Annotated in this window: 23 protein-coding genes and 1 pseudogene; 10 read left to right on the plus strand and 14 right to left on the minus strand. The window is 63.5% G+C overall.

Going from position 1 to position 23,065, the window contains the following annotated elements; all coding sequences use genetic code 11:
• Positions 1 to 88: 88 nt before the first annotated feature.
• A complete protein-coding gene (locus EGJ09_RS23200) occupies positions 89 to 997 on the plus strand; it encodes a LysR family transcriptional regulator (RefSeq protein ID WP_125924884.1) in 909 nt (302 codons plus the stop codon).
• Here EGJ09_RS23200 and EGJ09_RS23205 read toward each other — a convergent pair whose 3' ends face one another.
• The 4 genes from EGJ09_RS23205 to EGJ09_RS23220 all read right to left on the minus strand — a co-directional run bounded on the left by EGJ09_RS23205 (position 998) and on the right by EGJ09_RS23220 (position 4,050).
• Entirely contained in the window at positions 998 to 1,516 is a 519-nt protein-coding gene (locus tag EGJ09_RS23205) for a DMT family transporter (RefSeq protein WP_046786069.1), read from the minus strand. It abuts the gene before it with no gap.
• 162 nt (positions 1,517 to 1,678) lie between these two features.
• A complete protein-coding gene (locus EGJ09_RS23210) occupies positions 1,679 to 2,257 on the minus strand; it encodes a hypothetical protein (protein ID WP_039601934.1) in 579 nt (192 codons plus the stop codon).
• 75 nt (positions 2,258 to 2,332) lie between these two features.
• Positions 2,333 to 3,625 carry a sorbosone dehydrogenase family protein gene (locus EGJ09_RS23215; RefSeq protein ID WP_125924885.1) on the minus strand — a complete coding sequence of 431 codons (1,293 nt, stop codon included), beginning with the start codon at positions 3,623 to 3,625 and terminating at the stop codon, positions 2,333 to 2,335.
• Complete coding sequence (locus EGJ09_RS23220) at positions 3,622 to 4,050, minus strand: DUF2231 domain-containing protein (protein ID WP_039601936.1); 429 nt, start codon at positions 4,048 to 4,050, stop codon at positions 3,622 to 3,624. The genes EGJ09_RS23215 and EGJ09_RS23220 overlap by 4 nt, the downstream gene beginning before the upstream one ends.
• 178 nt (positions 4,051 to 4,228) lie before the next feature.
• Here EGJ09_RS23220 and EGJ09_RS23225 point away from each other — a divergent pair, with 178 nt between their 5' ends.
• The gene (locus tag EGJ09_RS23225; protein WP_119687103.1) at positions 4,229 to 4,528 is read left to right on the plus strand and encodes a hypothetical protein; all 300 of its coding nucleotides are present in this window, start codon (positions 4,229 to 4,231) and stop codon (positions 4,526 to 4,528) included.
• On the opposite strand, the gene EGJ09_RS23230 is transcribed toward EGJ09_RS23225, so the two are convergent.
• Positions 4,525 to 5,286 (minus strand): hypothetical protein, encoded by a 762-nt coding sequence (locus EGJ09_RS23230; RefSeq protein WP_125924886.1) that lies wholly within the window; start codon positions 5,284 to 5,286, stop codon positions 4,525 to 4,527. The genes EGJ09_RS23225 and EGJ09_RS23230 overlap by 4 nt on opposite strands.
• A complete protein-coding gene (locus tag EGJ09_RS23235) occupies positions 5,283 to 7,469 on the minus strand; it encodes an OsmC domain/YcaO domain-containing protein (protein WP_119687105.1) in 2,187 nt (728 codons plus the stop codon). The genes EGJ09_RS23230 and EGJ09_RS23235 overlap by 4 nt, the downstream gene beginning before the upstream one ends.
• Positions 7,470 to 7,728: 259 nt before the next feature.
• Here EGJ09_RS23235 and EGJ09_RS23240 point away from each other — a divergent pair, with 259 nt between their 5' ends.
• From EGJ09_RS23240 to EGJ09_RS23255, 4 genes are read left to right on the plus strand one after another with little or no spacing between them, the layout of a single operon-like run.
• On the plus strand, positions 7,729 to 8,184 hold the full coding sequence (locus tag EGJ09_RS23240; RefSeq protein WP_046786065.1) for a (2Fe-2S)-binding protein: 456 nt from the start codon (positions 7,729 to 7,731) through the stop codon (positions 8,182 to 8,184).
• A complete protein-coding gene (locus EGJ09_RS23245) occupies positions 8,184 to 10,433 on the plus strand; it encodes a xanthine dehydrogenase family protein molybdopterin-binding subunit (RefSeq protein ID WP_125924887.1) in 2,250 nt (749 codons plus the stop codon). The genes EGJ09_RS23240 and EGJ09_RS23245 overlap by 1 nt, the downstream gene beginning before the upstream one ends.
• 18 nt (positions 10,434 to 10,451) lie before the next feature.
• A complete protein-coding gene (locus tag EGJ09_RS23250; protein WP_125924888.1) occupies positions 10,452 to 11,798 on the plus strand; it encodes a cytochrome c in 1,347 nt (448 codons plus the stop codon).
• A 13-nt stretch (positions 11,799 to 11,811) separates the two neighbouring features.
• Positions 11,812 to 12,825 carry an XdhC family protein gene (locus tag EGJ09_RS23255; protein WP_125924889.1) on the plus strand — a complete coding sequence of 338 codons (1,014 nt, stop codon included), beginning with the start codon at positions 11,812 to 11,814 and terminating at the stop codon, positions 12,823 to 12,825.
• Positions 12,826 to 12,858: 33 nt separating this feature from the next.
• Here EGJ09_RS23255 and EGJ09_RS23260 read toward each other — a convergent pair whose 3' ends face one another.
• Both EGJ09_RS23260 and EGJ09_RS23265 read right to left on the minus strand, forming a co-directional pair.
• On the minus strand, positions 12,859 to 13,674 hold the full coding sequence (locus EGJ09_RS23260) for an ABC transporter substrate-binding protein (RefSeq protein WP_119687109.1): 816 nt from the start codon (positions 13,672 to 13,674) through the stop codon (positions 12,859 to 12,861).
• A 135-nt stretch (positions 13,675 to 13,809) separates the two neighbouring features.
• Complete coding sequence (locus EGJ09_RS23265) at positions 13,810 to 14,130, minus strand: hypothetical protein (protein ID WP_046786060.1); 321 nt, start codon at positions 14,128 to 14,130, stop codon at positions 13,810 to 13,812.
• A 341-nt stretch (positions 14,131 to 14,471) separates the two neighbouring features.
• Between EGJ09_RS23265 and EGJ09_RS23270 the strand changes: the two genes are divergently transcribed.
• Positions 14,472 to 14,945, plus strand: coding sequence for a YMGG-like glycine zipper-containing protein (locus EGJ09_RS23270; protein ID WP_125924890.1), 474 nt, complete (start codon positions 14,472 to 14,474; stop codon positions 14,943 to 14,945).
• Here EGJ09_RS23270 and EGJ09_RS23275 read toward each other — a convergent pair.
• Genes EGJ09_RS23275 through EGJ09_RS23290 form a run of 4 tightly spaced genes read right to left on the minus strand, consistent with a single transcriptional unit; the run spans position 14,935 to position 18,715 of the window.
• Positions 14,935 to 15,762: a sugar phosphate isomerase/epimerase gene (locus tag EGJ09_RS23275; RefSeq protein WP_115274660.1), complete on the minus strand. Its 828-nt coding sequence runs from the start codon at positions 15,760 to 15,762 to the stop codon at positions 14,935 to 14,937. The two genes, EGJ09_RS23270 and EGJ09_RS23275, sit on opposite strands and share 11 nt — an antisense overlap.
• On the minus strand, positions 15,759 to 16,499 hold the full coding sequence (locus EGJ09_RS23280) for an SDR family NAD(P)-dependent oxidoreductase (RefSeq protein ID WP_115274659.1): 741 nt from the start codon (positions 16,497 to 16,499) through the stop codon (positions 15,759 to 15,761). The genes EGJ09_RS23275 and EGJ09_RS23280 overlap by 4 nt, the downstream gene beginning before the upstream one ends.
• Positions 16,496 to 17,845 carry an MFS transporter gene (locus tag EGJ09_RS23285; RefSeq protein WP_125924891.1) on the minus strand — a complete coding sequence of 450 codons (1,350 nt, stop codon included), beginning with the start codon at positions 17,843 to 17,845 and terminating at the stop codon, positions 16,496 to 16,498. The genes EGJ09_RS23280 and EGJ09_RS23285 overlap by 4 nt, the downstream gene beginning before the upstream one ends.
• 42 nt (positions 17,846 to 17,887) lie before the next feature.
• Positions 17,888 to 18,715, minus strand: coding sequence for an amidohydrolase (locus EGJ09_RS23290; RefSeq protein WP_125924892.1), 828 nt, complete (start codon positions 18,713 to 18,715; stop codon positions 17,888 to 17,890).
• Positions 18,716 to 18,862: 147 nt separating this feature from the next.
• On the opposite strand from EGJ09_RS23290, the gene EGJ09_RS23295 reads away from it, so the two are divergent.
• Together EGJ09_RS23295 and EGJ09_RS23300 are read left to right on the plus strand one after the other, a co-directional pair.
• The gene (locus EGJ09_RS23295) at positions 18,863 to 19,816 is read left to right on the plus strand and encodes a LysR family transcriptional regulator (RefSeq protein WP_125924893.1); all 954 of its coding nucleotides are present in this window, start codon (positions 18,863 to 18,865) and stop codon (positions 19,814 to 19,816) included.
• A 127-nt stretch (positions 19,817 to 19,943) separates the two neighbouring features.
• Positions 19,944 to 20,645 (plus strand): DUF3053 domain-containing protein, encoded by a 702-nt coding sequence (locus tag EGJ09_RS23300; protein ID WP_046786054.1) that lies wholly within the window; start codon positions 19,944 to 19,946, stop codon positions 20,643 to 20,645.
• 34 nt (positions 20,646 to 20,679) lie between these two features.
• Here the strand turns inward: EGJ09_RS23300 and EGJ09_RS23305 are convergent, their stop codons facing one another.
• Both EGJ09_RS23305 and EGJ09_RS23310 read right to left on the minus strand, forming a co-directional pair.
• Positions 20,680 to 21,939 carry an ATP-binding protein gene (locus tag EGJ09_RS23305; protein WP_125924894.1) on the minus strand — a complete coding sequence of 420 codons (1,260 nt, stop codon included), beginning with the start codon at positions 21,937 to 21,939 and terminating at the stop codon, positions 20,680 to 20,682.
• Positions 21,936 to 22,628, minus strand: a complete 693-nt coding sequence (locus tag EGJ09_RS23310; protein ID WP_119687116.1) for a response regulator transcription factor — start codon at positions 22,626 to 22,628, stop codon at positions 21,936 to 21,938. The genes EGJ09_RS23305 and EGJ09_RS23310 overlap by 4 nt, the downstream gene beginning before the upstream one ends.
• A 213-nt stretch (positions 22,629 to 22,841) precedes the next feature.
• On the opposite strand from EGJ09_RS23310, the pseudogene EGJ09_RS23315 reads away from it, so the two are divergent.
• A pseudogene (locus EGJ09_RS23315) lies at positions 22,842 to 23,065 on the plus strand (outer membrane assembly protein); the annotation flags it as partial.

Raw genomic sequence — 23,065 nt, forward strand, 5'->3', positions numbered from 1 at the left:
TCTGTGGCAGGGGGGCTGCGCGCTCGGCAGTGCGCACATCTGTTAGGCTGATACGAAGCCCCCAAAAGCCAACCTGGCCATTCGCACCATGGATGAACTGCGCAAGATCGACCTCAACCTGCTGCTGGCCCTGCATGCACTGCTCAGCGAAAAACACGTGACCCGCGCTGCCATCCGCCTGCACCGCAGCCAACCGGCAGTCAGCCATGCCTTGGCGCAACTGCGCGCACATTTCGACGACCCGCTGCTGATCCGCCAGAACGGCCACATGGCCCTGACCGCACGCGCCCAGTCCCTCATCAAACCCTTGCAGGACGCGCTGGGCAGCCTCAACAGCCTGCTGGCCACACCACGCTTCGAACCCGCTCTGGCTCAGCGCAGGTTCCGCCTGTCGTTGTCCGATTACGCCTCGCGGATCATCCTGCCGCCACTGGTCCGTCACCTGCGCCAGGCAGCACCAGGCGTAGACCTTGCCATCAGCCAGGCCAGCCGCGAGGCGATGATGGCGCAGTTGCTCGATGGCGAACTTGACCTCGCCTTGGGCATCTTCCCCGAGCTGCCGCAGGGCATTACCGCGCAGACACTGTTCGAGGACAGCTTCGTCAGCATCGCCGACCGTCAGGTGCTGCCGGCCAAAGGTGGCCTTGCACTGGATGACTGGTTGGCACGGCCGCACGTGCTCATGGCCATGCGCCCGGACGCCCATGACGAGATCGAGCGCGCGCTGGGTGAACGGGGCCTGCGCCGGCGCATTGCCCTGGCGCTGCCGCACTGGAGCGCCGCCGTCGAAGTGCTCGGCGGCACCGACCTGATCCTTACCGTGGCCAAGCGCGCGGTGGGCCCGATGCGGCCACACAAGGGCCTGCGCCAGTTCGCTCCGCCCTTGCCAATTCCGAACCTGGCCTATCAGCAGGCATGGCACACCAGAAAAGACAGTGATCCAGGGCATCGCTGGCTGCGGGAGACGGTCTGGGCCTGTTGCCAGCCCGGTCGCTGATCAGCCTTCGGGCTGTTTGACGATGGCCGTCTTGGCAGCCGCCGGGCTTGCGGCCCAGGTGCTCTGCACCAGGAACACCCCGACGAGTATCAGAACCACCCCCGCAAGCCTTGGCAGGCTCACCGGTTTGCTGGCAACGCCCATCAGGCCGAAGTGGTCGACAATCACCGACGTCAGAATCTGCCCCGCCACCACCAGCACCAGAAAGCCCGCGGTGCCAAGCTTGGGGGTCAAGGCGGCGGCAGCGGCGACGTACAGTGCGCCAAGCACCCCGCCGATCCACAGCCACCATGGGCCTTGCAATGCTTTGCCCAGGTCAGGCAGCGGTACCCGTAAAACCAGCAAGGCTGCGATGACCACAATGGAACTGACCGTCAATGATGTGAACGCGCCCCAAAGCCAGTGCCCGAGCGCACGACCGACGGCCGCGTTGCTGGCGGCCTGGTAGGGCAGCACGACTCCGGCGAGCAGCGCCAAAACCAAGGGAAGAAACGCAATAAGCAGGGCCTTGTTAGGCATGGATGCACTCATCTGAAGACAGGGTCGGTACATCATCTGAAAATCGACGGGCGTTATGGAAATCGAAATCCTGCACTCAGATTATTCGCCACATGGATGATGGATACCGATCGATGACGCCGGCCTTTTCGCGGGGGCGCCCGCTAAACGGCCGGCGAGAGGTCAGCGGGATGTCTCGATCCGCAGTACTTCGGTGTAGATCGCATCGACCGTCTGGTCGACCTTGAGGTTTTTCATTCGGGCCTGCAGTTCAGGGTCCTCGACCTTGACCACCTGCAACTTGCCTTCCGGCGGTAGCAGGCTCACCTCATGGGTCTTGAGGTCGATCTTCTTGATCTGCGACGTTACCCGCACCTGGCGGAATGCCTCACCGCCCGGGTTGGGGTTGTCCTTGGTGGCGCGGATGGTTCCAGACTCATCACTGGCTTTGGGCGCCCCGCCCACCTCTGTGTTGAGTACATAGGCCACCGCACGGGTCACGTAGATATCGACCTGGTCACCGACTTTGAGGTTGGGCAGCGCCTTGGCCTTTTCCGTGAGCTGGAACGTCACGTCCTTGTCGTCAGGGCCTTTGACCGTGACCTGCCGGTTGGCCTGGTCGATGGCGGTGACCTGTGTGGTCACATGACTTTCCAGTGCTTCACTGGCAATGGGTATATCGGCAGCCTGCACCGTGTAACTGGCGGTACCGACGAGCGTGGCAAGCGCAACAGCGCGAGCGAGTGTACAAAGAGCATTCATAGGCCTGCTTCCCTGTGATCAAGACCGGACAGGCGCGTGAACGCTTCACGCGCCGCTCCTACACCATAGCTGGACTTACCGATTGCGCGTGACCCGCCATACGGTATTGGCCAAATCATCGGCGATGATCAGTGCCCCCCGAGGGTCAACCGTCACACCGACCGGCCGGCCGCGAGTCTTGCCATCCTCGGCCCGGAAGCCGGTGGCGAAGTCGATCGGTTCACCGGCAGGCTTGCCGTTGCTGAACGGCACGAAGATCACCTTGTAGCCCACAGGGTTTGGCCGGTTCCAGCTGCCGTGCTCGCCGACGAACACGCCGTCGGCAAAGCGCTCGCCCATGGCCGGTATGGAAAAGTCCACGCCCAGCGCGGCCACATGCGAACCGAGGCTGTAATCGGGCTTGATTGCGGCAGCCACCTTGTCCGGGTTCTGCGGTTTCACCCGCTCATCGACATGCTGCCCCCAGTAGCTGTAGGGCCAGCCATAGAAGCCACCTTCGCGCACCGAAGTGAGGTAGTCCGGCACCAGGTCCGGGCCCAGTTCATCGCGCTCGTTGACCACGGTCCACAGCTGCCCGCTGCCAGGCTGGATGGTCAGCGCCGTCGGGTTACGCAAGCCGGTGGCGTAGGGTTTGTGCGCGCCGGTGGCAGCGTCGACCTGCCAGACCATGGCGCGATCGACTTCGGCTTCCATGCCCCGCTCGGTGATATTGCTGTTCGAGCCGATACCCACATACAGGTAATGTCCATCGGGGCTGATGGTCAGCGCCTTGGTCCAGTGGTGATTGATCTGGGCCGGCAGGTCGGTGACTTTGGTCGGCGGGCCGCCCGCCTGGGTCTGGCCTTCCTGATAGTCGAAACGCACCAGCGCGTCCTGGTTGGCCACGTACAGCTTGCCATCGGCAAAGGCCAGGCCATAAGGCGCGTTGAGGTTTTCGGCAAACACCGTCTGCACCTCGTAGGTGCCATCGCCGTCGGCGTCTCGCAGCAGTGTCAGGCGGTTGCCACCCTTGACCTGGGTATTGCCCTTGGCCTTGATCTGGCTGGCGATGACGTCCTTGGGCTTGAGCTTGGCCGCACTGCCGCCCCGGCCTTCGGCCACCAGAATGTCACCGTTGGGCAGTACCAGGCTCTGACGCGGGATTTTCAGGTCAGTGGCAATGGCTGTGATGCTGTAACCCTCAGGCACGGTCGGCTTCTGCTCGCCCCAGTGTGCGGGCTGGGCGATCTTCATGCTCGGCAACAGACCACGCTCGGGGGCCGGCAATTTCGGGTCGGGGCCCAGGGCCTGGGTGGCCTCGCCTTCCCCACCGCAGGCGCTCAACAACAGCGCTACACTCAATACAGGCAATGCATGCAAAGGTTTCATGCCGCACCTCCCGAACGCAGGTTGCTCATACCCAGCCAGGCCGCCACGCAGGCCAGCACGGTCACGATCAAAGACAGCACCAGGCCCGCTGGCATCACTGCCCAGGCATCCTTGGCGTGCTCGAAGGCATTGACCAGCCCTAGTACCCAAGTCACCAGCAACAGCAAAAAGTACAGCGTCGGCCGCCCGCCCTTGCGCTCGGCGCGGACCAGGTTGGCCAGCGCGAACAGCAACGTCAGCCCGCAGAACAGCAGGCCGCCGGCAATCAACCAGGAGGCGAAGTTGCTCCACTGGATCTGGTAGCTCTTGAAATAGGCAATGTCACTCAGCAATGCGCCAAGAAACAGCGGGACCGTGCCGGCCAGCAAGATTGCGTGCAGCGGGCTGGGCGTGCATCGGTAGAGGGTTTGCTCGGTAGCGGTCACGGCGCCTCCTTACTCAGTCAGTGACCCGGGGCTGGCGGACAGGCGCGAGTGCCCGGTCCGTCAGGCGTGCGCGGGGTGCGCTTAGCAAAGGATCACCTTGACGTCCGGTTAGTTCACCGCTTGGCTTGATAGAAATATCCTGAAAGACTTCACCCCCTTTCCACCAGAGGCAAATGGCATGAGCGCTGATAAAGCACGACCGTACGCGTTGTGGGCCGCACATGCCCTGCTTGGCCTCAGCATGGCGCTGACTGCCGGATGTTCGAACAAGCACAGCCAGGCTCGCTACCAGACAGCGGCATTGGGCTCGAACTGTTTCGCCAAGGCCGTGCCCACTATGGGAGAAGGCGGCCTGGCGTGGGGCGATACCTTGAGCATGGCCCGCCACAAGTCGATGAACAATTGCATCCGCTATGCCGGCCGGTCCGGCGGAACGCCCAGGACCTGCCAGGTGGTCATGGCCAAGTGCAAGAACTAGCGGCTGCCCGGTTCCGCCCCCTCAAGCCGGGCGTCCAGCACGGCTTCCAGATCCGCCAGTTCGATTTCACCGCCGGCCTCCAGCAGCGCACACCGTTTTGTACAGTCGATGATCACGCGTATGCCGGCGCGCGCGCGGTGGCTTGGGTACTTGCGCAATGCCAGTTCGACGGTCGAGCCGCTATGCCAGGTGCTGACGTCCGCTGACCAACAGGCATCCTGGAAACTCAGCAGGCAAGTGCCTTGGTGGGTATCGAGAACACGCGGGGAATAGACCCAATGCGTATTTCCAGCCTCCCATGGCCTCACCATTACCCGGTAGTGGTCATCCGCTGAGCGGGACTGCACCTCGTCTTCGACTGCAGGCTGGCCATTGGCGGCCACGTAGCGGTCGAAAGCATTGACCTGTCCCGCCGTACGGCAGCCTGCCTGGTAATACGCCACGTGCTGTCTGTAGCCGGCAAACTCGGCGGACTGGGCACCATCGGCGAAGAGAGAGGTGATGGCAGCGCTCTGCACCAGCCAATACACCTCATCCGAACCTTCGTGGGCTTTGCTGCTACCCAAGGTAATTGCCTGGCCCAGCAGATCGCTGGCCAGGCGCCGGCCTTCATGACGCACTGCGTCATCGGCCAGCGGCGCGGACCTATTAGCCGCTTGCGCCATTAAGGCCGCGTAGCGCAGGTACAGGGCCTCGCCAATCAGGCCCGGTGCGGGGTAATCGGGAAGAGGCAGGTCGAGCGGCTCGAGCCTTGTCACACCGCCTTGGCCCGGGCGGCATGCAGTTTCTTGTAGCTCTCGATCAAGCGCAGGTGGCGGTCCAGCCCCTCCAGCTTCATGCTGGTCGGGGTCAGGCCATGGAAGCGCACGCTACCGTCCACCGAACCCAGCACTGCATCCATGCGCAGGTTGCCGAACATGCGGCGGAAATTGGCCTCGTAGTCCTCCATCTGAAGCTCATCATCCAACACCACTTCCAACACCACATTCAGGGCCTGGTAGAACAAACCGCGCTCGACAGTGTTGTCGTTGAACTGCAGGAACGCCTCGACCAACTCCTTGGCGTCCTCGAAACGCTTCAGCGCCAGGCAGATCAGCAGTTTCAACTCAAGGATGGTCAACTGGCCCCACACCGTGTTGTCATCGAACTCGACACCGATCAGCGTGGTGATGGTGGTGTAGTCGTCCACCTCACAGTTGTCCAGGCGCTTGAGCAGCGCACGCAATGCACGGTTGTCCAGGCTGTGCAGGTTGAGGATGTCGGCACGGAACCCCAGGGCACGGTTGGTGTTGTCCCAAATCAGGTCCTCGACCGGGTAGATCTCCGAGTAACCCGGTACCAGGATGCGGCAGGCGTTGGCGCCGAGGTTGTCGTACACAGCCATGTACACCTCTTTGCCCATGCCCTCGAGGATGCCGAACAGGGTCGCGGCTTCCTGGAGGTTGGAGTCTTCGCCATGGCCGGAGAAGTCCCACTCGACGAATTCGAAGTCGGCCTTGGCGCTGAAGAAGCGCCACGACACCACACCACTGGAATCGATGAAGTGCTCGACGAAGTTGTTCGGCTCGGTCAGCGCGTGGCTTTCGAAGGTCGGCTGCGGCAAGTCGTTGAGCCCCTCGAAACTGCGGCCCTGCAGCAGTTCGGTAAGGCTGCGTTCCAGCGCCACCTCCAAGCTTGGGTGCGCGCCGAACGAGGCGAACACGCCGCCGGTACGCGGGTTCATCAAGGTCACGCACATGACCGGGAATTCACCGCCCAGCGACGCGTCCTTGACCAGCACCGGGAAGCCCTGCTCTTCCAGCCCCTGGATGCCTGCGACGATGCCTGGGTACTTGGCCAGCACCTCCTGCGGCACATCCGGCAGGCACAACTCGCCCTCAAGGATTTCACGCTTCACGGCCCGTTCGAAGATCTCCGACAGGCACTGCACCTGCGCTTCGGCCAGGGTATTGCCTGCGCTCATGCCGTTGCTGAGGAACAGGTTTTCGATCAGGTTGGACGGGAAGTACACCACCTGCCCGTCCGACTGGCGCACGAACGGCAGCGAACAGATGCCACGCGCGGTATTGCCCGAGTTGGTGTCATACAAGTGCGAACCACGCAGCTCGCCGTCCGGGTTGTAGATCTGCAGGCAGTATTCGTCGAGGATCTCGGCTGGCAGCGCGTCCTTGGGGCCCGGCTTGAACCACTGCTCGTTGGGGTAGTGCACGAACGGCGCGTTGGCGATGTCCTCGCCCCAGAACTGGTCGTTGTAGAAGAAGTTGCAGTTCAAACGCTCGATGAATTCACCCAGCGCCGAGGCCAGCGCGGCCTCTTTGGTCGAGCCCTTGCCGTTGGTGAAGCACATCGGCGACTGCGCATCGCGCACGTGCAGCGACCAGACGTTGGGCACGATGTTGCGCCACGAGGCGATCTCGATCTTCATGCCCAGCCCGGCGAGCAGGCCCGACATGTTGGCGATGGTCTGCTCCAGCGGCAGGTCCTTGCCGGCGATGTAGGTGGTGGTGTCGGCCACCGGCATGAGCAGGCCCTGGGCGTCGGCATCGAGGTTGTCCACCTGCTCGATGATGAACTCGGGGCCGGTCTGTACCACTTTCTTGACCGTGCAGCGGTCGATGGAGCGCAGGATGCCCTGCCGGTCCTTCTCAGAGATGTCTTCCGGCAGCTCGACCTGGATCTTGAAGATCTGGTTGTAGCGGTTCTCGGGGTCGACGATGTTGTTCTGCGACAGGCGGATGTTTTCGGTAGGGATATCCCGGGTCTGGCAGTACAGCTTGACGAAATAGGCGGCGCACAGGGCCGATGAGGCAAGGAAATAGTCGAACGGCCCCGGGGCCGAGCCATCGCCTTTGTAGCGGATCGGCTGGTCGGCGATCACCGTGAAGTCGTCGAATTTGGCTTCAAGACGAAGGTTGTCGAGAAAGTTGACCTTGATTTCCATGCGGGAACACCGTGATTTAAGCGTGCAAAACGAAATTGGCCGGCATTATCCGGTTTTTTCGGCTGGAAGTCCTGTTTGTCTGTGCCGCCCACCGCTGCGGCACTTGATTGCGCATTTCGCCGGATTGCTTGCCTGATTCTCTGAACCTGCCGTACACGGCAGGCCGCCGCTCACCCCGCTGTGCTAGCGTTTGCGGATTGGGGAACAACGTATTCCCTGCACGGCAACATAATCACAACCGATGATCAGCAGGTGAGCCATGGAACTTCGAATCAACCAGAAGACCTACCAGGTCGAGGCCGACGCCGACACGCCGTTGCTGTGGGTGATCCGCGACGACCTCGGCCTGACCGGCACCAAGTACGGCTGTGGCCTGGCACAGTGCGGCGCCTGCTCGGTGCTGGTGGACGGCAATGTGGTGCGCGCCTGTGTCACGCCGGTGGCCGGAGTGGTCGGGCGTGAAGTGACCACCATCGAAGCCATCGAGGCCGATGCGGTGGGCAAGCGCGTGGTGGCCGCGTGGGTCGAGCATCAGGTGGCCCAATGCGGTTACTGCCAGTCCGGGCAGGTGATGGCGGCTACCGCGCTGCTCAAGCACACCCCGCAACCGAGCGATGCGCAAATCGATGCGGCGATGGTCAACCTGTGCCGCTGTGGCACTTATAACGCCATCCATGCCGCCGTGCACGAACTCGCCCAAGGGGAGAAGGCCTGATGAATACGCCTGTCGATAACCCTGCAGCGCTGCTCGACCTGCCCCCGGGCGAAACGGTCAACCTGTCGCGTCGGCGCTTTCTCGCCGGTACCGCCGTAGGCGCCCTGGTCCTGGGCTTCGGCCTGCCGCTGGGCGTCAGCCGGGTCCAAGCGGCGACGGCCGCTGCCCAGGAACGCGGCACCCAGGTACCTGCATTCCTGGAAATCCGCCAGGACGGCACGGTACGCCTGCTCTGCCCGTTCATGGAAGGCGGCCAAGGCACCTACACCGCCATGGCGCAGATCGTCGGCGAAGAACTGGACGCGGACCCTGCAACGTTCGTGGTCGACAGCGCCCCGCCGGGCGAAGCCTACGTAGTGATGGAAAACGGCATGCGCATCACCGGCGGCAGCATGTCGGTGCGCATGAGCTACCCGACCATGCGCCGCCTCGGCGCCCTCGCCCGGGCCATGCTGCTGCAAGCCGCCGCCGAGCAATGGGGCGTACCGGTGAGCGAGCTGTCCACCGAACCTGGCAAAGTGCTGCACGCCGCCTCGGGCCGTTCGCTGGCCTATGGCGAGCTGGCTGAACGGGCCATGGACCTGCCGGTACCGGACCCAGCAGGCATCACGCTGCGCGACCCCAGCCAGTTCCGCTGGATCGGCAAGCCGGTGCGCCGTGTCGATGCCTACGACAAATCCACCGGCAAAGCGCTCTACACCATCGACATCACGCTCGACGGCATGCTCCACGCCGCTGTGCAGCATGCCCCGCGCCTTGGTATGACCGTGGGCAGCCTGCGCAACGAAGACCAGGTCAAGGCCATGAAAGGCGTGCACTCGGTGCATCAATTGCCAGGCGCCGTTGCCGTGGTGGCCGAACGCTGGTGGCACGCCAAGCGTGCGGTCGAGGCGCTGCAGGTGGACTGGCAGGAGCCGGGCGCCGACAGCCAGGTACGCGCGATGCCCGCCGACTTCTCCAGCGATGCCTGGCGCGAGCACCTGGCCGCCCAGACAGGCCCCGCCAAGGACGACGAAAGCGAAGGCGATGTGGCCGCTGCACTGGGCAATGCCAAGACCAAGGTCGAGGCCACCTACCACAACCAGTATCTCAACCATGCCCAGCTGGAGCCGCCGTCGGCACTGGCGCGCTTCAACCCCGACGGTTCGCTGGAGGTCTGGCTGCCCAACCAGGCGCCGGACATGTTCCGTGACGACATCGCCAAACGCACCGGCCTGGATCCTGCACAGATCACCCTGCACTCGCCGCTTCTGGGCGGGTTCTTCGGTCGCCACTTCCTGTATGACTCGGCCAACCCTTACCCACAGGCCATCTTGCTGGCCAAGGCCGTCGGCCGCCCGGTCAAGCTGATCTGGAGCCGCGAGGAAGAATTCCTGCGCGATGTGCTGCGGCCGGTTGCAGTGGTCAAGTTCCGCGCAGGGCTGGATGCCGATGGCCTGCCAGTGGCCATCGAAGCGGTGAGTGCCACAGAGGGGCCGACCGAGGCCCTGGCGGGCAAGCAAGGCGAGAAAATCGACCCGACGGCGCTCGAAGGGCTGTCGGGCAAATCCTACGCCATCGCCAACAAGCGCATCGCACAGATCTACGTCAAGGGCCCGGCCATGCTGGGTTACTGGCGCTCGGTGGGCAACTCGCTGAACGATTTCTTCTATGAGTCCTTCCTGGACGAGCTGGCTGACAAAGGCGGTAAAGACCCCTTTGAGTTGCGCCTGCACCTGCTGCGCGACAACCCGCGCCTGACCAACCTGCTGCAAGCGGTGGGTGAACTGTCCGGTGGCTGGAAGCGCGGGCCGTTCACCGCTGAAGACGGCAGCAAGCGGGCGCGTGGTGTGGCCATGGCTTCGCCGTTCGGCTCGGAGGCCGCCGTGATCGCCGAAGTGTCGATCGAAGATGGCCAAGTGAAAGTCCACGACATCTGGCAGGCGATCGACCCCGGCAGCATCGTCAACCCAGCGATCATCGAAGCCCAGGTCAACGGCGCCGTGGCCCTTGGCCTGTCGCAGACGCTGGTTGAGGAAGCCGTATACATCGATGGCAAGCCGCGCGCGCGCAACTACGACCTGTATCCGATCCTGCCTGCCTCGCGCATGGCCCGAGTGCATGTGCGCATTGTCGAAAGCGGCGCGAAGATGGGGGGCATTGGCGAGCCGCCGTTGCCTGCGGTGGCGCCAGCAGTGGCCAACGCGGTGGCGCAACTCACAGGCCAGCGCATCCGCAGCCTGCCCATGAGCCGCCATACCTTCAGCTGACCGGACAAGGACCGCCCCATGACCCACAGTCGATTCGCAAGAACCGCAGGCTGGCTGGCGCTGCCGTGCCTGGTCGCTGCAGGCCTGCTGGCCTGGTATGTCACCCGTGAGCCCGCTTCGCCCTTCGTCACCGAACAGAACGCCAGCTTCGACCCGGCGCTGGTCAGCCGTGGTGAGTACGTGGCCAGGCTCAGCGACTGCGTCGCCTGCCACAGCCTGCCCGACGGCAAGCCATTTGCCGGTGGGCTGGAAATGGCCACACCGCTGGGGGCGATACACGCCACCAATGTAACTCCCGACCCCGCGACCGGCATCGGCCATTACAGCCTTGCCGACTTCGACCGCGCTGTGCGCCACGGTGTCGCACCGGGGGGCAGACGGCTGTACCCGGCCATGCCCTACCCCTCATATGCCAAGCTCAGCGATGACGATGTGCGGGCGTTGTATGCCTTCTTCATGAAAGGCGTACAGCCTGCACAACAGGCGAACATCCCCAGCGACATTCCCTGGCCACTGAACATGCGCTGGCCGATCGCGCTGTGGAACGGCGTGTTCGCAGCAGACGAACCTTATGCGGCCAAACCGGCGCAGGACGCGGTGTGGAACCGAGGCGCCTATATCGTTCAGGGCCCCGGCCACTGTGGCAGTTGCCATACCCCACGGGGCCTGGCCTTCAACGAAAAAGCCCTGGATGAAGGTGGCAAGCCGTTTCTGGCCGGCGCGCTGCTCGACGGCTGGTACGCACCCAGCCTGCGTGACGACCACAACACCGGCCTGGGCCGCTGGAGCGAGGCCCAGATCGTGCAGTTCCTCAAGCACGGGCGCAACCAGCATGCGGTGGTCTATGGGTCGATGACCGAGGCGTTCAACAATTCCACCCAGTTCATGAGCGATGACGACCTGGCAGCGATCGCCCGCTACCTCAAATCGTTGCCGGGCGACCCCCAACGTGACGGCGCGCCGTGGCAGTATCAGGCCGTGTCTGCCGGTGAACGCCTGAACAGCCCCGGCGCCCACACCTACGTGACCCGCTGCGCTACGTGCCATGGCCTGGATGGCAAGGGCCAGGCAGAGTGGATGCCGCCGCTGGCGGGGGCCACCTCGGCGCTGGCCAAGGAGAATGCTTCGGCGATCAACATCACCCTCAATGGCTCGCAACGGATCGTCGCCGCCGGGCTGCCGGATGCCTACCGCATGCCTGCGTTCCGCGAGCAGTTGTCGGACCAGGAGATCGCCCAGGTGCTGAGCTTTGTCCGCAGTACCTGGGGCAACCACGGCGGTGCGGTCGACGCGCAGGCCGTCAGCAAGCTGCGCGGGGATACCGACCCGGCCAGCAGCAGCCCGATCATCTTGCACATGCGCTGAGGAAACACTGTCAATGGAAAGCATCGACCTGTTGGTCCTGCGCACCACCCGTGACTGGCTCCAGGCCGGCGAGCGGGTGCTGCTGGCGACCGTAGCCCGCACCTGGGGTTCGTCGCCCAGGCCGGTGGGCTCGATGATGGCCCTGCGTGGCGATGGCAGGGTCATTGGCAGCGTCTCCGGTGGCTGCATCGAGGATGACCTGGTGCACCGCTACACCACTGCCTACAACGGCGAAGGCATGCCGGAAGGGCCGCCGCGCGTGGTGCGTTATGGCGTCAGTGCCGACGAGGCTCATCGCTTTGGCCTGCCCTGCGGCGGGACCCTGGAGCTGATACTCGAGTTCAGCCCTTCATTGCCCAGCCTTGAGCAGCTTCTGCCGCAGCTGGACGCTGGCAACCTGGTCCGTCGCGAGCTGGACCTCGGCACCGGTGGCGTAAGCCTGGCCGCCACGCACGCACCCGAGCAGTTCAGCTTCGATGGCCAACGCATGGTCAATACCCTGGGCCCCGGCTACCGCATGCTGCTGATCGGTGCCGGGGTACTGGCCGAGTACCTGGCGACCATGGCGCTGTTCAACGGCTTCAAGGTGGCCGTTTGCGACCCTCGCCGCGAATACATGGATGGCTGGAATGTCGCGGGCGTGGAGAAGATAGTCGGCATGCCGGACGATGTGGTCAGGGCCTTTGCCCCCGACCTGCGCAGTTGCATCATTGGCCTGAGCCATGACCCCAAGCTGGACGACCTGGCCCTGCTCGAAGCCTTGCACAGCACAGCCTTCTACATCGGTGCGATCGGTTCCCGGCGTAACAGCCAGCTGCGCCGCGAACGGCTGATCGAGCACTTCGGTGAGACGCAAGCCTCACTCGAACGCCTGCATGGCCCCATCGGTCTCTATATCGGCAGCAAGACCCCTGCAGAGATCGCGGTCAGCGTCATGGCGCAGGTTCTTGCCATCAAGAACGGCGTTGCCTTGCCCAGCACGGTCGATGTGACCAAGGCCAAGCGGGCTCGGGAAGCCAGTGCATGAGGTGAACGTGCGCCAATGCCAGCACACCGTGCCTCAATGCTGCCCGCCCGCTTGCTCCTGCTTCCAGCGCTCCAGGTTCTTCGCCAGCAGCTGCCCAGGCAGCGGGCCAGAGACGATTTCCTTCATTTTTTGCGCCAGTTGCTCACGCAGCCTGGGCTGGTTGCACGGCGATGCATGGGACAGCGCCAGGTACAGGCCTTCACTGGACACCGGCGGATCGAGCACCTTCAATTGCTTGTCCATACCCAGCGTGCGCGCCAGCGCCATGCCGGGGTACTGCTCATAGATCAGGTAGTCGTTGCGCTTGTGCAGCAGCTTCTCGAACGCCTGCCTGGCACCGGGAACCGCTTCGAGCGTGAGGTTGGCCCTGGCGTAATCGTCGAACTCTTGGCCGTGGCTATTGCTGACCAGGGTGCCGCCCTTGCGCCCCTTCAGGTCTGACCAGCCACGGTAAGCAAAGGCAGCGTCCTGGCGCACCCAGACAACACTTGGCGTATGCAAGAACGGCGGGCTGATGAAGTCCGCCTCCTGCTGACGCGCCTGGGTCAGGAAGTAACCGGCCATCAAGTCGATACGGCCTTTGCGCACCTGTTCCTGAGCCCGCGACCATGGCCCGCCGTAGACCACCTGCATTTTCACACCGAGCGCCTGGCCCAGGTAGTCAAGCAGGTCGGCGTTGGCACCGATCAGCCGCTGGGGGTCGTTCGGGTCGCGCCACAAGTAAGGGGGATATTCCGGATTGCCGGTGGCCGTCAGTTGCCGACACACATCCTCCGCTGCCCAGGCCTGAGGCAACAGAATCAGGGAAAACGAAAGCAGCAAAGACCGGCCGGACCACCGCTCGACCATCTACAACCCTCGGTGCATGCGGCCTTAGGCGGCCAGCCGTGGTCGCGAAAGGCTGCCACATCCTGTGCACGTCTGCTGTACTGCTGCCCGCATGCTCTACAGAGTCTGGACGAGAATCCGCTGGCTGCCAGAAATTTATCCGGGCATGCGCGCCAAAGACCGCTTGGCGGCCGCCTGGAACACGCCGCGCAGTGCCTTGACTTGCTCTTCGGTGAGCGTTTGCGCGCAGCTCAGCCCCTGTAGAAAGCCTATGCCCCAGTTTTTGGTCTGATCCAGTTGCTGACGGTTTTCCGCTTCGGCGATATCGCCCAGATGCAGCGCGGCGTGGTGTTCGTAACGGTCACCCAGTGCCAACTTGCGCAGTTCACCCAGAGCGACCTTGAATTCAGCGGCGGCAACATCGTCCAGGCCCAGGTGCTCATACTGAAGCAGGCTCAGACGGTCGGTGGCGGTCATCTTCGAATCTCCGTTTCTCTATAAAAGGAGCAGTTGCAGGAAAGTCACCGACCAACCCAGAACGCTTCCAGGCGCCAGGTGATGGTGGTGTGGTAATGAGGGTTGTATACCATAGGTGGGGCCCATCGCCCTAGCGGTGTGCGCCGTCCGGTTGGCTGTAGCCATCAGGGGCGACTACCAGGCCCCTTTCACCGCCAGGTAGATACCCACGTCACGCACGTCCACCGGAAAACGCCCGCTCGAGTACCTGAGGTTGATACTCGGCTCGTCGTCGACTTGGTCGAGGGCCGCAACCGGCAGCTATGCTGTCAGATGCAATTCCCATTCAGTGGAGGTGTGTCATGCGTCCGTTCACAGGGAGTTTCCTGCTGGTGCTGCTTTGCGTAGCCCCGGCACTGCAGGCCCAGTCGGTAACCCCATTAAAAGGTCAGAGCAGCCAGCAGATGCAGCTGGATATCAATGAATGCAATACCGTGGCAGCCAACGCCGCGAACAACGCCGCAACCACCTCCAGCCCTAATGTCGGTGGCCGGGTCAAAGGCGCGGCTGTGGGTGCTGCAGCCGGTGCCGCTGGCGCGCAGGTACGCAGCAACCAGCATGAAGGGTTGTCTGACCGGGCCGGCGACGACGCCAAAGAAGAGTATCGGCAGAACCGTGCTGGGGAAGTGGCCGCTGCCGGAGCGGTCGTCGGTGGTTCCCGGCAACGCCAGGATCGCCGCGAGGACCGGCGCACCGAGGATCAGGCACAAAGTTCGGCGCAAGCCAGCGCCTACAGCGGTTGCCTGCAAGGGCGGGGATATCAGGTCAATCCTTGATCTGGGGCTGCCGGTTGGTTGGCAGACGAACATTGCCTAACCAACCGTGCGTCGCTTCACGCACGTGTTTCAACCGGTTTTCACCGCGAAGCGTTACCGACGGCGTTTCCACACTCACCTGCACATCCGTCGGCAACGCCCCCATCAACGCTGCCAGTGGCAACTGCCCCTGCCCCGGCAATAACCGCCCTTCACGCGCCTCCTGGATAATCAATGCCTCAGCCGGCGCAGTGAGCGGCGCATCGCACAGTTGCACCGCTCGCAGGTAGCGCGGGTCGACTTCGGCAAGTGCCGCTACATCCCCGCCCGAACGGAACAGATGCAGCGCATCCACCAGTACCGCGCTGTTGTCCTGCCCAGCCATGTTCAACACAGCCAGCGCCTGCTGCAAGGTCGCCACCGGTCTCCAGCGCATGAACTCCAGGTCTACACGCAAACCATACTCCTTGGCCATTTCACACAGCGCCGCGAAGTTGTGCGCAAGCCGCACACCGTCTTCATCATCCCCGGATACCGTGAGGCTGGTGGCACCCAGTTCAGCGCCTGCCGCCAGCAACATCGCACAATCGCCAACCTGCACCTGCGGCGTCAGCGAGACGAACTCTATGTCGGCAACGCCTACACCCTCACCTGCCATCACAGCCTTCAGCTCCCGTAGCGCCTGGCCACCAACCGCAAGCGGATATGCTTGCGCACCCGGCATCACCGGGTGCAGCCGCAACCCAACAGTGCTGAAACCGGCCCGGCCGGCTTCACGCACCAGCGCTTCAGGCGCAAGGTCCAGCGCTGTCAGGTGGGCAACCCCTAGCGGCTTCAATAAGTCGCCCTCCCGCCACTGAGGTCGAATACGAAGCCTGTGGTAAAGCTGCATTCCGGCCCGGCGATCCAGGCCACCATGTTGGCAATCTCCTCAGCCTTGAGGAAACGCCCCATCGGGATCTTGGCTTTGCTGGCCGCGATATGCTCCGCAGTCATCTCGGCCATCAACGGGGTTTCTACCATCGCCGGGGCGATGCAGTTGAGCGACACGCCATCCTGCGCCAGTTCCTTGGCTGCGGCCTTGGTGAAGGCGATGACCCCGGCCTTGGCAGCCGAGTAGCCGCTTATGTACTGCACGCCATCCTTGCCCGCCATCGACGCCACGTTGACGATCCGCCCATAGCCGCGCTCGCGCATATGCGGGATGGCCGTTCGACAGCAGTAGAAGACGCCGTTCAGGTCGATGGCGATGACCTTGTCCCAGGCTTCTGGCGGGTATTCCCAGGACGGTACCACCGGCCCATTGATGCCAGCGTTGTTGACCAGGATGTCGACCTGCCCCACACGCGCCAGTACGTCAGCGAATGCCGCCTCGACCGAGGCCAGCGAAGCGACATCCACAACCTGGCGCAGCACTGGCTCGAAACCGTTGTCGACGCTGTCCCAGCCATCCACCGCGAGGTCCCAGATCACCACCTGGGCACCGGCGGTGTGCAGCCGTTGGGCGATGGCCAGGCCGATGCCACGCATGCCGCCAGTAACGATTGCAGTTTGCCCTTGCAGGGGTTGGCTCATTGTTCAGCTCCTTTTTCAACACAGGGAATATCCGGCAGGCGACGCAGGTCGCGCACCATGAACAGGTAACACAGCGCGCCCAGCGCGGTGATCGAGGACACGAACACCAGGGCCCAGACGAATGACCCGGTGGCCGTCACGATCAGGCCGATGGTCAACGGGGTAACGATGCCGGCGGCGTTGGCGAACAGGTTGAACAGCCCGCCACTGAGGCCCAGCAAGCCTTTGGGCGCGATGTCGGAAACGATCATCCAGGCCAGGGCCGACATACCCTGGGCGAAATAGGCAATACAGAGGATGGCGATGACCAGCACGTCCGACTCGACATAGTTGGCCAGGACAATGACCGACGCGGTCAGCAGGCCGGCGATCACCGGCAGCTTGCGCGCCACATTCAGCGAGTAGCCGCGGCGCAGCAAGGCATCGGAGAGCCAGCCTCCGACCAGCGTGCCCAACGAAGCGGCGATGAACGGCAGCACCGCCACCCAGCCGACCTTGAGCCACGGCATATGCCGCTCGGTGACCAGGTAGGTCGGGAACCAGGTGAGGAAGAACACGTTGGTCGAGTTGCAGGCGAACTGCCCCAGGCAGATACCGAGCATGTTGCGGTGCTTGAGCAGCGCCGGGATCTGTGACCACTGGAACACCGTGGCTTTCTGGCCACCATCGACCACGCCACCGCCGGCAGCGATATGGTCCAGCTCCGCCTGGTTGGCGGTGGTCGACTGGTGTGGCTCATGGTATTTGCGCCACCAGACCACGCCGTAGAGCACGCCCAGCAACCCGACCGCCATCAGTAGAAAGCGCCAGCCATAGGCGTGCAAGACCCAAAACAGCAACGGTGTCAGGAACGCAAGGCCGGTGTACTCGGCAAACGTGTAGATACCGGTCGCCCTGGCCCGCTCGCTTTGCGGGAACCAGGTCGCCACCACGCGGCTGTTGGTGGGGAAACACGGCGCTTCTGTCACACCGACCAGAAAGCGCATGCCCAGCAAGGACAGAAACCCCTGGGCCAAGCCCTGCAGGCCGGTGAACAGCGACCACAACGTCAGTGCCAACCAGTAAGTGAGCTTGGTGCCCAGCCGGTCGATCAGTATGCCGCCGGGGATCTGCGCCGCGGCGTAGGTCCATGAGAACGCGGAGAAAATCACCCCCATCATCGCCGCATTCAGCCCCAGATCGGCGCTGATGCTTGGCGCGGCGATGCCCATGACGCTGCGGTCCAGGTAGTTGATCATGGTGCCGCCAGAGATCAGCGCCAGGATCATGAAACGGGTACGGGTACGTTGCTGCTGGCGCGCAGGCGTGTCGAACACCCCGGCGCCGCTAGGCTGATCAGCATTCATGACAATTGCTCTCTTGTTATTGGAATGGCGAATGCGCAGGCGTCAGGCAAACCCGAACAGGCGCCTGGGGGTATCCCACATGATGGTTCGCCGCAGGTGCGGGTCTGGCATCAGGCGCTCGGCCAACTTCAGCAAGGGGCCGTAGTCCACCCGGGTTTGCTGGCGGATGAACGGCCAGTCCGAACCCCATACACAGGCTTGCGGACCAAAAGCGTTGATCAACTCGTGCACAAAGGCGCTGCTCTGCGCATGCAGGGCAGCAGTAGCGGCGAATTTCTGCATGCCCGAGAGCTTCACGCAGGCCCGCCCATGCCGGGCCAGCCTGAGCAATGCCTGAAAGCCGGCCTGTTGGGTACCGGCCGCCGCATCCGGGCGTCCGCAGTGGTCGATCAATACCCGCACCGCACTGCGCTCGATCAGGCCGAGCAGTTCGACGAGCTGGTCTTCGCACACCTGGATCTGGGCGAACAGGCCAAGTTCGGCAAGCTTGCCGAACAACGGCCCGACGTCATGCAGGCTCGCAACGCCATACATCGCCGGGTTGAAGGCCACACCGACCACGCCCTGCTCACGCAGCGCGGCCAGTTGCTCGAGGCTGATGTGACGATCGACTACCGCTATGCCCTTGAAACGCCCCTGACCGCTGGCCAAGGCATGCAGCAGGCAGCGGTTGTCAGTGTGGTAGCCACTGTTGGGCCCCACCAACAAGGCATGACGCACGCCATAGGCATCCATCACCTGGTTGAACTGCTCCAGCGGCGCGACCTCCTGACCGGACGGTGCGTACGGCGCATCGGGGTGGTAAGCGAAGCGTGCAGGGTCAAACAAATGGTTATGGCAATCGATCTTCGGTTCATCAAAGATGTTCAAAAGCGGTTCCTTCAAGCGCCACTGCGCTTGCCTGCAGATCTTGTTATTGTTCGCCACCAGGGGCGATTTGCCTGGGTTCACGATACTGCGGGCGTAGCGATAGCGCTCATACACAGATGGCGAAGACCATAACCTAAGGTAATACTCATGTTTCCCGGCAAAGAAGGCAGCGACGCCAGTGCACTGGTGTTCAAACTGCGGCACATGGAGGTGTTCAGGGCGGTGATGCTGACCGGCTCGATCAGCGCCGCCGCGAAGATGCTCTACGTCTCGCAGCCGGCGGTGAGCAAGCTCATCGGCTACATCGAGGGGCGGCTGGCCTACCGCCTGTTCGAGCGCATCAACAACCGCCTGGTACCCACCGCCGAGGCGCAGATCCTGTTCCGTGAGGTCGAACGGGTGTATCAGGCGGCGTTGCAGGTCAATGAGTGCGCAGTGGGGCTGGCCACCGGCACCCACCGCAAGCTGCGGATTTCCTGCAGCGCCTCGTTGTCGACGGTGGTGATCCCGATCGCCCTGGCCCAGCTCAAGCGTGAGGCGCCCGCACTGCAGATCGAATGGCAGACCTCGCTGATGGGCGAGATGCCCAACCAGATCCTGTCAAAAAAGGTCGACCTGTCGATCGCCGCCCTGCCGGTGGTGCACGATCATTTGCATTCCCAGGCCTTCATGCGTGGGCGCATGGTCGTTGCAATGCCCGTCGATTACCCCCTGGCACAGCAGCCCTCACTGACCCTGCAGCAGCTGGAAGGCCACCCGCTGTTACTGTTCCGTCCGGATATGCCGTTCGGCAAGCTGCTGGCCGAGGAGATAGCGCGCCGCGGCCTTCACCTGGACTCGCTGTTGTCGTTCACCAATGCCAACGAAGCCGTGGCACTGGTCAAGCAAGGCATGGGTATCACCTTGATCGATGAGTTCGTGGCACAGGACAGCGGCCTGGCCGTAGTGCGCTTGGCTGACGAAATTCACTTCGATATCAGCTTCGTCCATTCGCGCTTTGAACCGCCGTCGCAGGCGGCGCTGCACCTGATGCGCGTGCTGCATGGCCAGGCGCTCAAGCTGGGGCGGCAGATCCCCGGGTTCGAGTTGCCCAGCATGTGAAGCCGGCGGGTCTGGATTTACCTTCACTGCCAGATTGGATCGGCAGCCTGGAAAACGCTAACCTTGCACCGCCGCGCAGCGCGTGACGGTGCGCAGGCCTACCCATGCACTCAGGAGATTCACCGACATGAACGTCTCATTCCAGCCCCGCTGGCTGCTCGCCCTCGCCCTGCCCCTGGTACTCGCCGCCTGCGGCGACAGCGAACCCAAGCAACGTGCCGCCTTCAGCGAATTCCTGCAGACCCGTATCGTCGACAAGCCAGGGGTGCATGTGCCCAAGCTGAGCGCAGACGAAACCGAGGCTTTTGGCCCCTACAGCGATCACTATGCAGTCATCACCCAGTTCAACGGCGCGATGGATGCCGCCGTGCAGCCTCTGGGTAACCTGCTGCAAAAAGGCGCGGTTCGCTCGCTCAATGATGTCACTGCCCGCCGTGACGACATAAAAGCGGTGCAGACCGGCCTGAACGACATGGGCAAGCAGTTGCAGGAGCAAAAGGCCAAGGCGGACACCGCCCATGCCCAGCTCAAGCAGCCGCAAGACCTCAAGGTGGTTTACGACAAGGCCTTTGAGCGCACCGTCAGCGTCCCTGCCGACACCTTCCTGGACGTGCTGCCGCAAATCAACGGCACCCTGGACAGCAGCCTGAAGGTGGCCGACTACGTGGATGCGCACAAGGAAAAGATAGAAATCAACGGGGCCATCGTGAAGGTGTCCGACCCGACCGTTCAGGCTGAGTTGAATGCCTTGCTGGCGGACCTGAACAACCAGGCCAAGACCGTGCAGCAGGCGCAGGCAAGGCTGAAGACGGTGATGCTCGGGCGCTAGTCGGCTGCGATTGAGGCGGCGGGTGAGGGTTTGCTCATACCCGCTGCGGCAATTGGATGTTCACCCGCAATCCCCCTCCCTCTCCCGCCTGGGCGGTGATCGTGCCCTGATGCAGCGCGATTGCCCGGCGGGCGATGGCCAAACCCAGGCCGAAGCCATCGCTGCCGCTGTCCATACCCCGGTCGAACGGCTCGAAAATGCTCTGCAGGCGCGCCGGGTCCACACCTGGCCCTTGGTCGATGATGGTCACTTCCAGCTGTTCACCGTCGTCGGCCAGCAGCGCCAGCACCCGTACTTCGGTACCCGCAGCGGTGTAACGCACGGCATTGCGCACCACGTTCTCAAAGGCGCGATACAGCAGCTCCTCATGCCCGCGGGTAAAAAATGCGTCGTCCGCGCTCAGCGAAACCTGGCATTGCTTCATGCCGGCCTCGAAACGGGCATCTTCGACTATCTGCGCCAGCAACTCGACCACATCCAGCGCTTCGCAATTGCCATCGCACGGCTGTGACTGGGCACGCGCCAGGGTCAGCAGTTGCTCGATCAGGTCATCCATGCGCCGTGATTCGCGCTCGATGCGTTCAAGCATTTCACCGCGGTCCGGCTGCTGGCGTATCAAACCGATGGCCGCGTGCATACGGGTCAAAGGCGAGCGCAGCTCGTGAGAAATATCATGCAGCAGTTGCTGCTGGGCCTCGACCAGCGCCTTGAGCTGGCTGGCCATGCGGTCGCAGTCTTCGGCAAGGTCGACGATCTCGTCGCGGCGCTTGCCCAGGCGTGGCTTGACGCGCACTTCGAACCGGCCCTGGGCGACCTGCCCCATGGCCTCGCGCAGCCAGGTCAAGGGCCTGGTCAGGTACAGGCTACACAGCAAGGCAAACAACGCGCTCATCAACGTACCGGTGAGGAGCGGGCCCATGCCGCGGGGGCGCGGCGCCTCGTCAAGGGAGGTTGCCACCGAAGCGCGCAGCACCAGGGCCTGGCCACCCTGGTCGAGCAGCGCCCGCTCGAAACGAGGCATGGCCACAGCCCTGCCGGCCAGCAAGTGGCCGGTGCCGTCATACAGCCCCACCTGCACACCTTCTGGCTGGGGCGAAACCTGCAACAGCTGGCGGCCGGCCTGCTCGCCGTAGCGGTGCAACATGTTCAGCTCGGTAACCAGCAGCGAACGCAGCGCCGGGGTGTCGCCACGCAGGTCGTCGAGCATGAAGGCCCCCGCGCCCACCAGGAACGTCAGGCTATTGGCCAGCCAGAAGGCCAGAAACAGCTTCCAGAACAGGCGCCGACGCATCATTCGACGATCAGCATGTAGCCCATGCCCCGTACGCTCTGGATCCAGCTGCTGCCGTCGGCGCGTGGGCCGAGCTTCTGACGGATGCTGCTGATGTGCACATCGATGCGTCGATCGTAACGGGTCAGCGGGCGGCCCAGGGCGTTGAGCGACAGGTCTTGCTTGCTCACCAGTTGGCCCGCCTGGCGAGCCAACGCTTCGAGCAGGCTGAATTCAGTCCCGGTCAGTTCCAGAGGAGCAGCGGCCCACTGGGCCTTGCGGCGCCCTGGCCACAACGTCAGCGCCCCACTGCCGATGGCTTCGCCAGCCTGGCTTTCAGCCAACGCGTGCGGTTGCACCCGGCGCAGGATCGCGCGCAAGCGCGCCACCAGTTCGCCCGGGGAGCTGGGCTTGGGCACATAGTCATCGGCACCCAGCTCCAGGCCGGCAATGCGGTCGATGTTGTCACCACGGGCGGTGAGCAACAGCACCGGAACCTGGCTACGCGCACGAATGCGCCGCAACACTTCGATCCCTGAGATGCCCGGCAGCATCACATCCAGCACCACGATGCGAAAAGCCCCACTCAAGGCTTTGGTCTCGCCCTCTTCGCCGCTAGCCACGGCGGTCGCCTGGAAACCTTCGCGGGCCAGGTAAAGGGCAAGCATTTCGGTGAGTTCGCGGTCGTCATCGACCAACAGCACAGGAATCATGGTGGGTACGCTTAGGCAGGGGTTACAAAGCGCTCATGATCGCCCTGCCGCGCCAGGCTGTCACCGCAAGCTGGGCGAACTTTACACATCTTTACCCTGGGTTAACCGCGCCAAACACAGCCCGCCCTTATCCTCATCGCCCGCTTGCCTGGCAGCCGCCGCGCGCCTTCGCCGAGCCTGCTCAGCCACCCTTACGCCCGCCTGGAACCCCCGATGAACTACCCGCGTCTGTTGCTCTCCATCCTGCTGCTACAAGCCTGCGTGGCCCAGGCGGCGCCGTTCAGGATCGCCGACATCAGGGTCAACGGCCTGCAGCGGGTATCCGCCGGCAGCGTTTTCGGTGCCTTGCCCCTGAACGTGGGCGATCAGGCCGATGACCGGCGCCTGGTGGAGTCGACCCGTTCGCTGTTCAAGACCGGCTTCTTCCAGGATATCCA

Source organism: Pseudomonas sp. p106, from assembly GCF_003936645.1.
In the GTDB taxonomy this organism is placed as follows: domain Bacteria; phylum Pseudomonadota; class Gammaproteobacteria; order Pseudomonadales; family Pseudomonadaceae; genus Aquipseudomonas; species Aquipseudomonas putida_E.

What these genes read in the sequence shown, in the direction of transcription:
- EGJ09_RS23200 (WP_125924884.1), top strand. Translation starts at nt 89, where the DNA reads ATGGATGAACTGCGCAAGATCGACCTCAACCTGCTGCTGGCCCTGCAT.
- EGJ09_RS23205 (WP_046786069.1), bottom strand. Translation starts at nt 1,516, where the DNA reads ATGCCTAACAAGGCCCTGCTTATTGCGTTTCTTCCCTTGGTTTTGGCG.
- EGJ09_RS23210 (WP_039601934.1), bottom strand. Translation starts at nt 2,257, where the DNA reads ATGAATGCTCTTTGTACACTCGCTCGCGCTGTTGCGCTTGCCACGCTC.
- EGJ09_RS23215 (WP_125924885.1), bottom strand. Translation starts at nt 3,625, where the DNA reads ATGAAACCTTTGCATGCATTGCCTGTATTGAGTGTAGCGCTGTTGTTG.
- EGJ09_RS23225 (WP_119687103.1), top strand. Translation starts at nt 4,229, where the DNA reads ATGAGCGCTGATAAAGCACGACCGTACGCGTTGTGGGCCGCACATGCC.
- EGJ09_RS23235 (WP_119687105.1), bottom strand. Translation starts at nt 7,469, where the DNA reads ATGGAAATCAAGGTCAACTTTCTCGACAACCTTCGTCTTGAAGCCAAA.
- EGJ09_RS23240 (WP_046786065.1), top strand. Translation starts at nt 7,729, where the DNA reads ATGGAACTTCGAATCAACCAGAAGACCTACCAGGTCGAGGCCGACGCC.
- EGJ09_RS23245 (WP_125924887.1), top strand. Translation starts at nt 8,184, where the DNA reads ATGAATACGCCTGTCGATAACCCTGCAGCGCTGCTCGACCTGCCCCCG.
- EGJ09_RS23250 (WP_125924888.1), top strand. Translation starts at nt 10,452, where the DNA reads ATGACCCACAGTCGATTCGCAAGAACCGCAGGCTGGCTGGCGCTGCCG.
- EGJ09_RS23255 (WP_125924889.1), top strand. Translation starts at nt 11,812, where the DNA reads ATGGAAAGCATCGACCTGTTGGTCCTGCGCACCACCCGTGACTGGCTC.
- EGJ09_RS23260 (WP_119687109.1), bottom strand. Translation starts at nt 13,674, where the DNA reads ATGGTCGAGCGGTGGTCCGGCCGGTCTTTGCTGCTTTCGTTTTCCCTG.
- EGJ09_RS23265 (WP_046786060.1), bottom strand. Translation starts at nt 14,130, where the DNA reads ATGACCGCCACCGACCGTCTGAGCCTGCTTCAGTATGAGCACCTGGGC.
- EGJ09_RS23270 (WP_125924890.1), top strand. Translation starts at nt 14,472, where the DNA reads ATGCGTCCGTTCACAGGGAGTTTCCTGCTGGTGCTGCTTTGCGTAGCC.
- EGJ09_RS23280 (WP_115274659.1), bottom strand. Translation starts at nt 16,499, where the DNA reads ATGAGCCAACCCCTGCAAGGGCAAACTGCAATCGTTACTGGCGGCATG.
- EGJ09_RS23285 (WP_125924891.1), bottom strand. Translation starts at nt 17,845, where the DNA reads ATGAATGCTGATCAGCCTAGCGGCGCCGGGGTGTTCGACACGCCTGCG.
- EGJ09_RS23295 (WP_125924893.1), top strand. Translation starts at nt 18,863, where the DNA reads ATGTTTCCCGGCAAAGAAGGCAGCGACGCCAGTGCACTGGTGTTCAAA.
- EGJ09_RS23300 (WP_046786054.1), top strand. Translation starts at nt 19,944, where the DNA reads ATGAACGTCTCATTCCAGCCCCGCTGGCTGCTCGCCCTCGCCCTGCCC.
- EGJ09_RS23305 (WP_125924894.1), bottom strand. Translation starts at nt 21,939, where the DNA reads ATGATGCGTCGGCGCCTGTTCTGGAAGCTGTTTCTGGCCTTCTGGCTG.
- EGJ09_RS23310 (WP_119687116.1), bottom strand. Translation starts at nt 22,628, where the DNA reads ATGATTCCTGTGCTGTTGGTCGATGACGACCGCGAACTCACCGAAATG.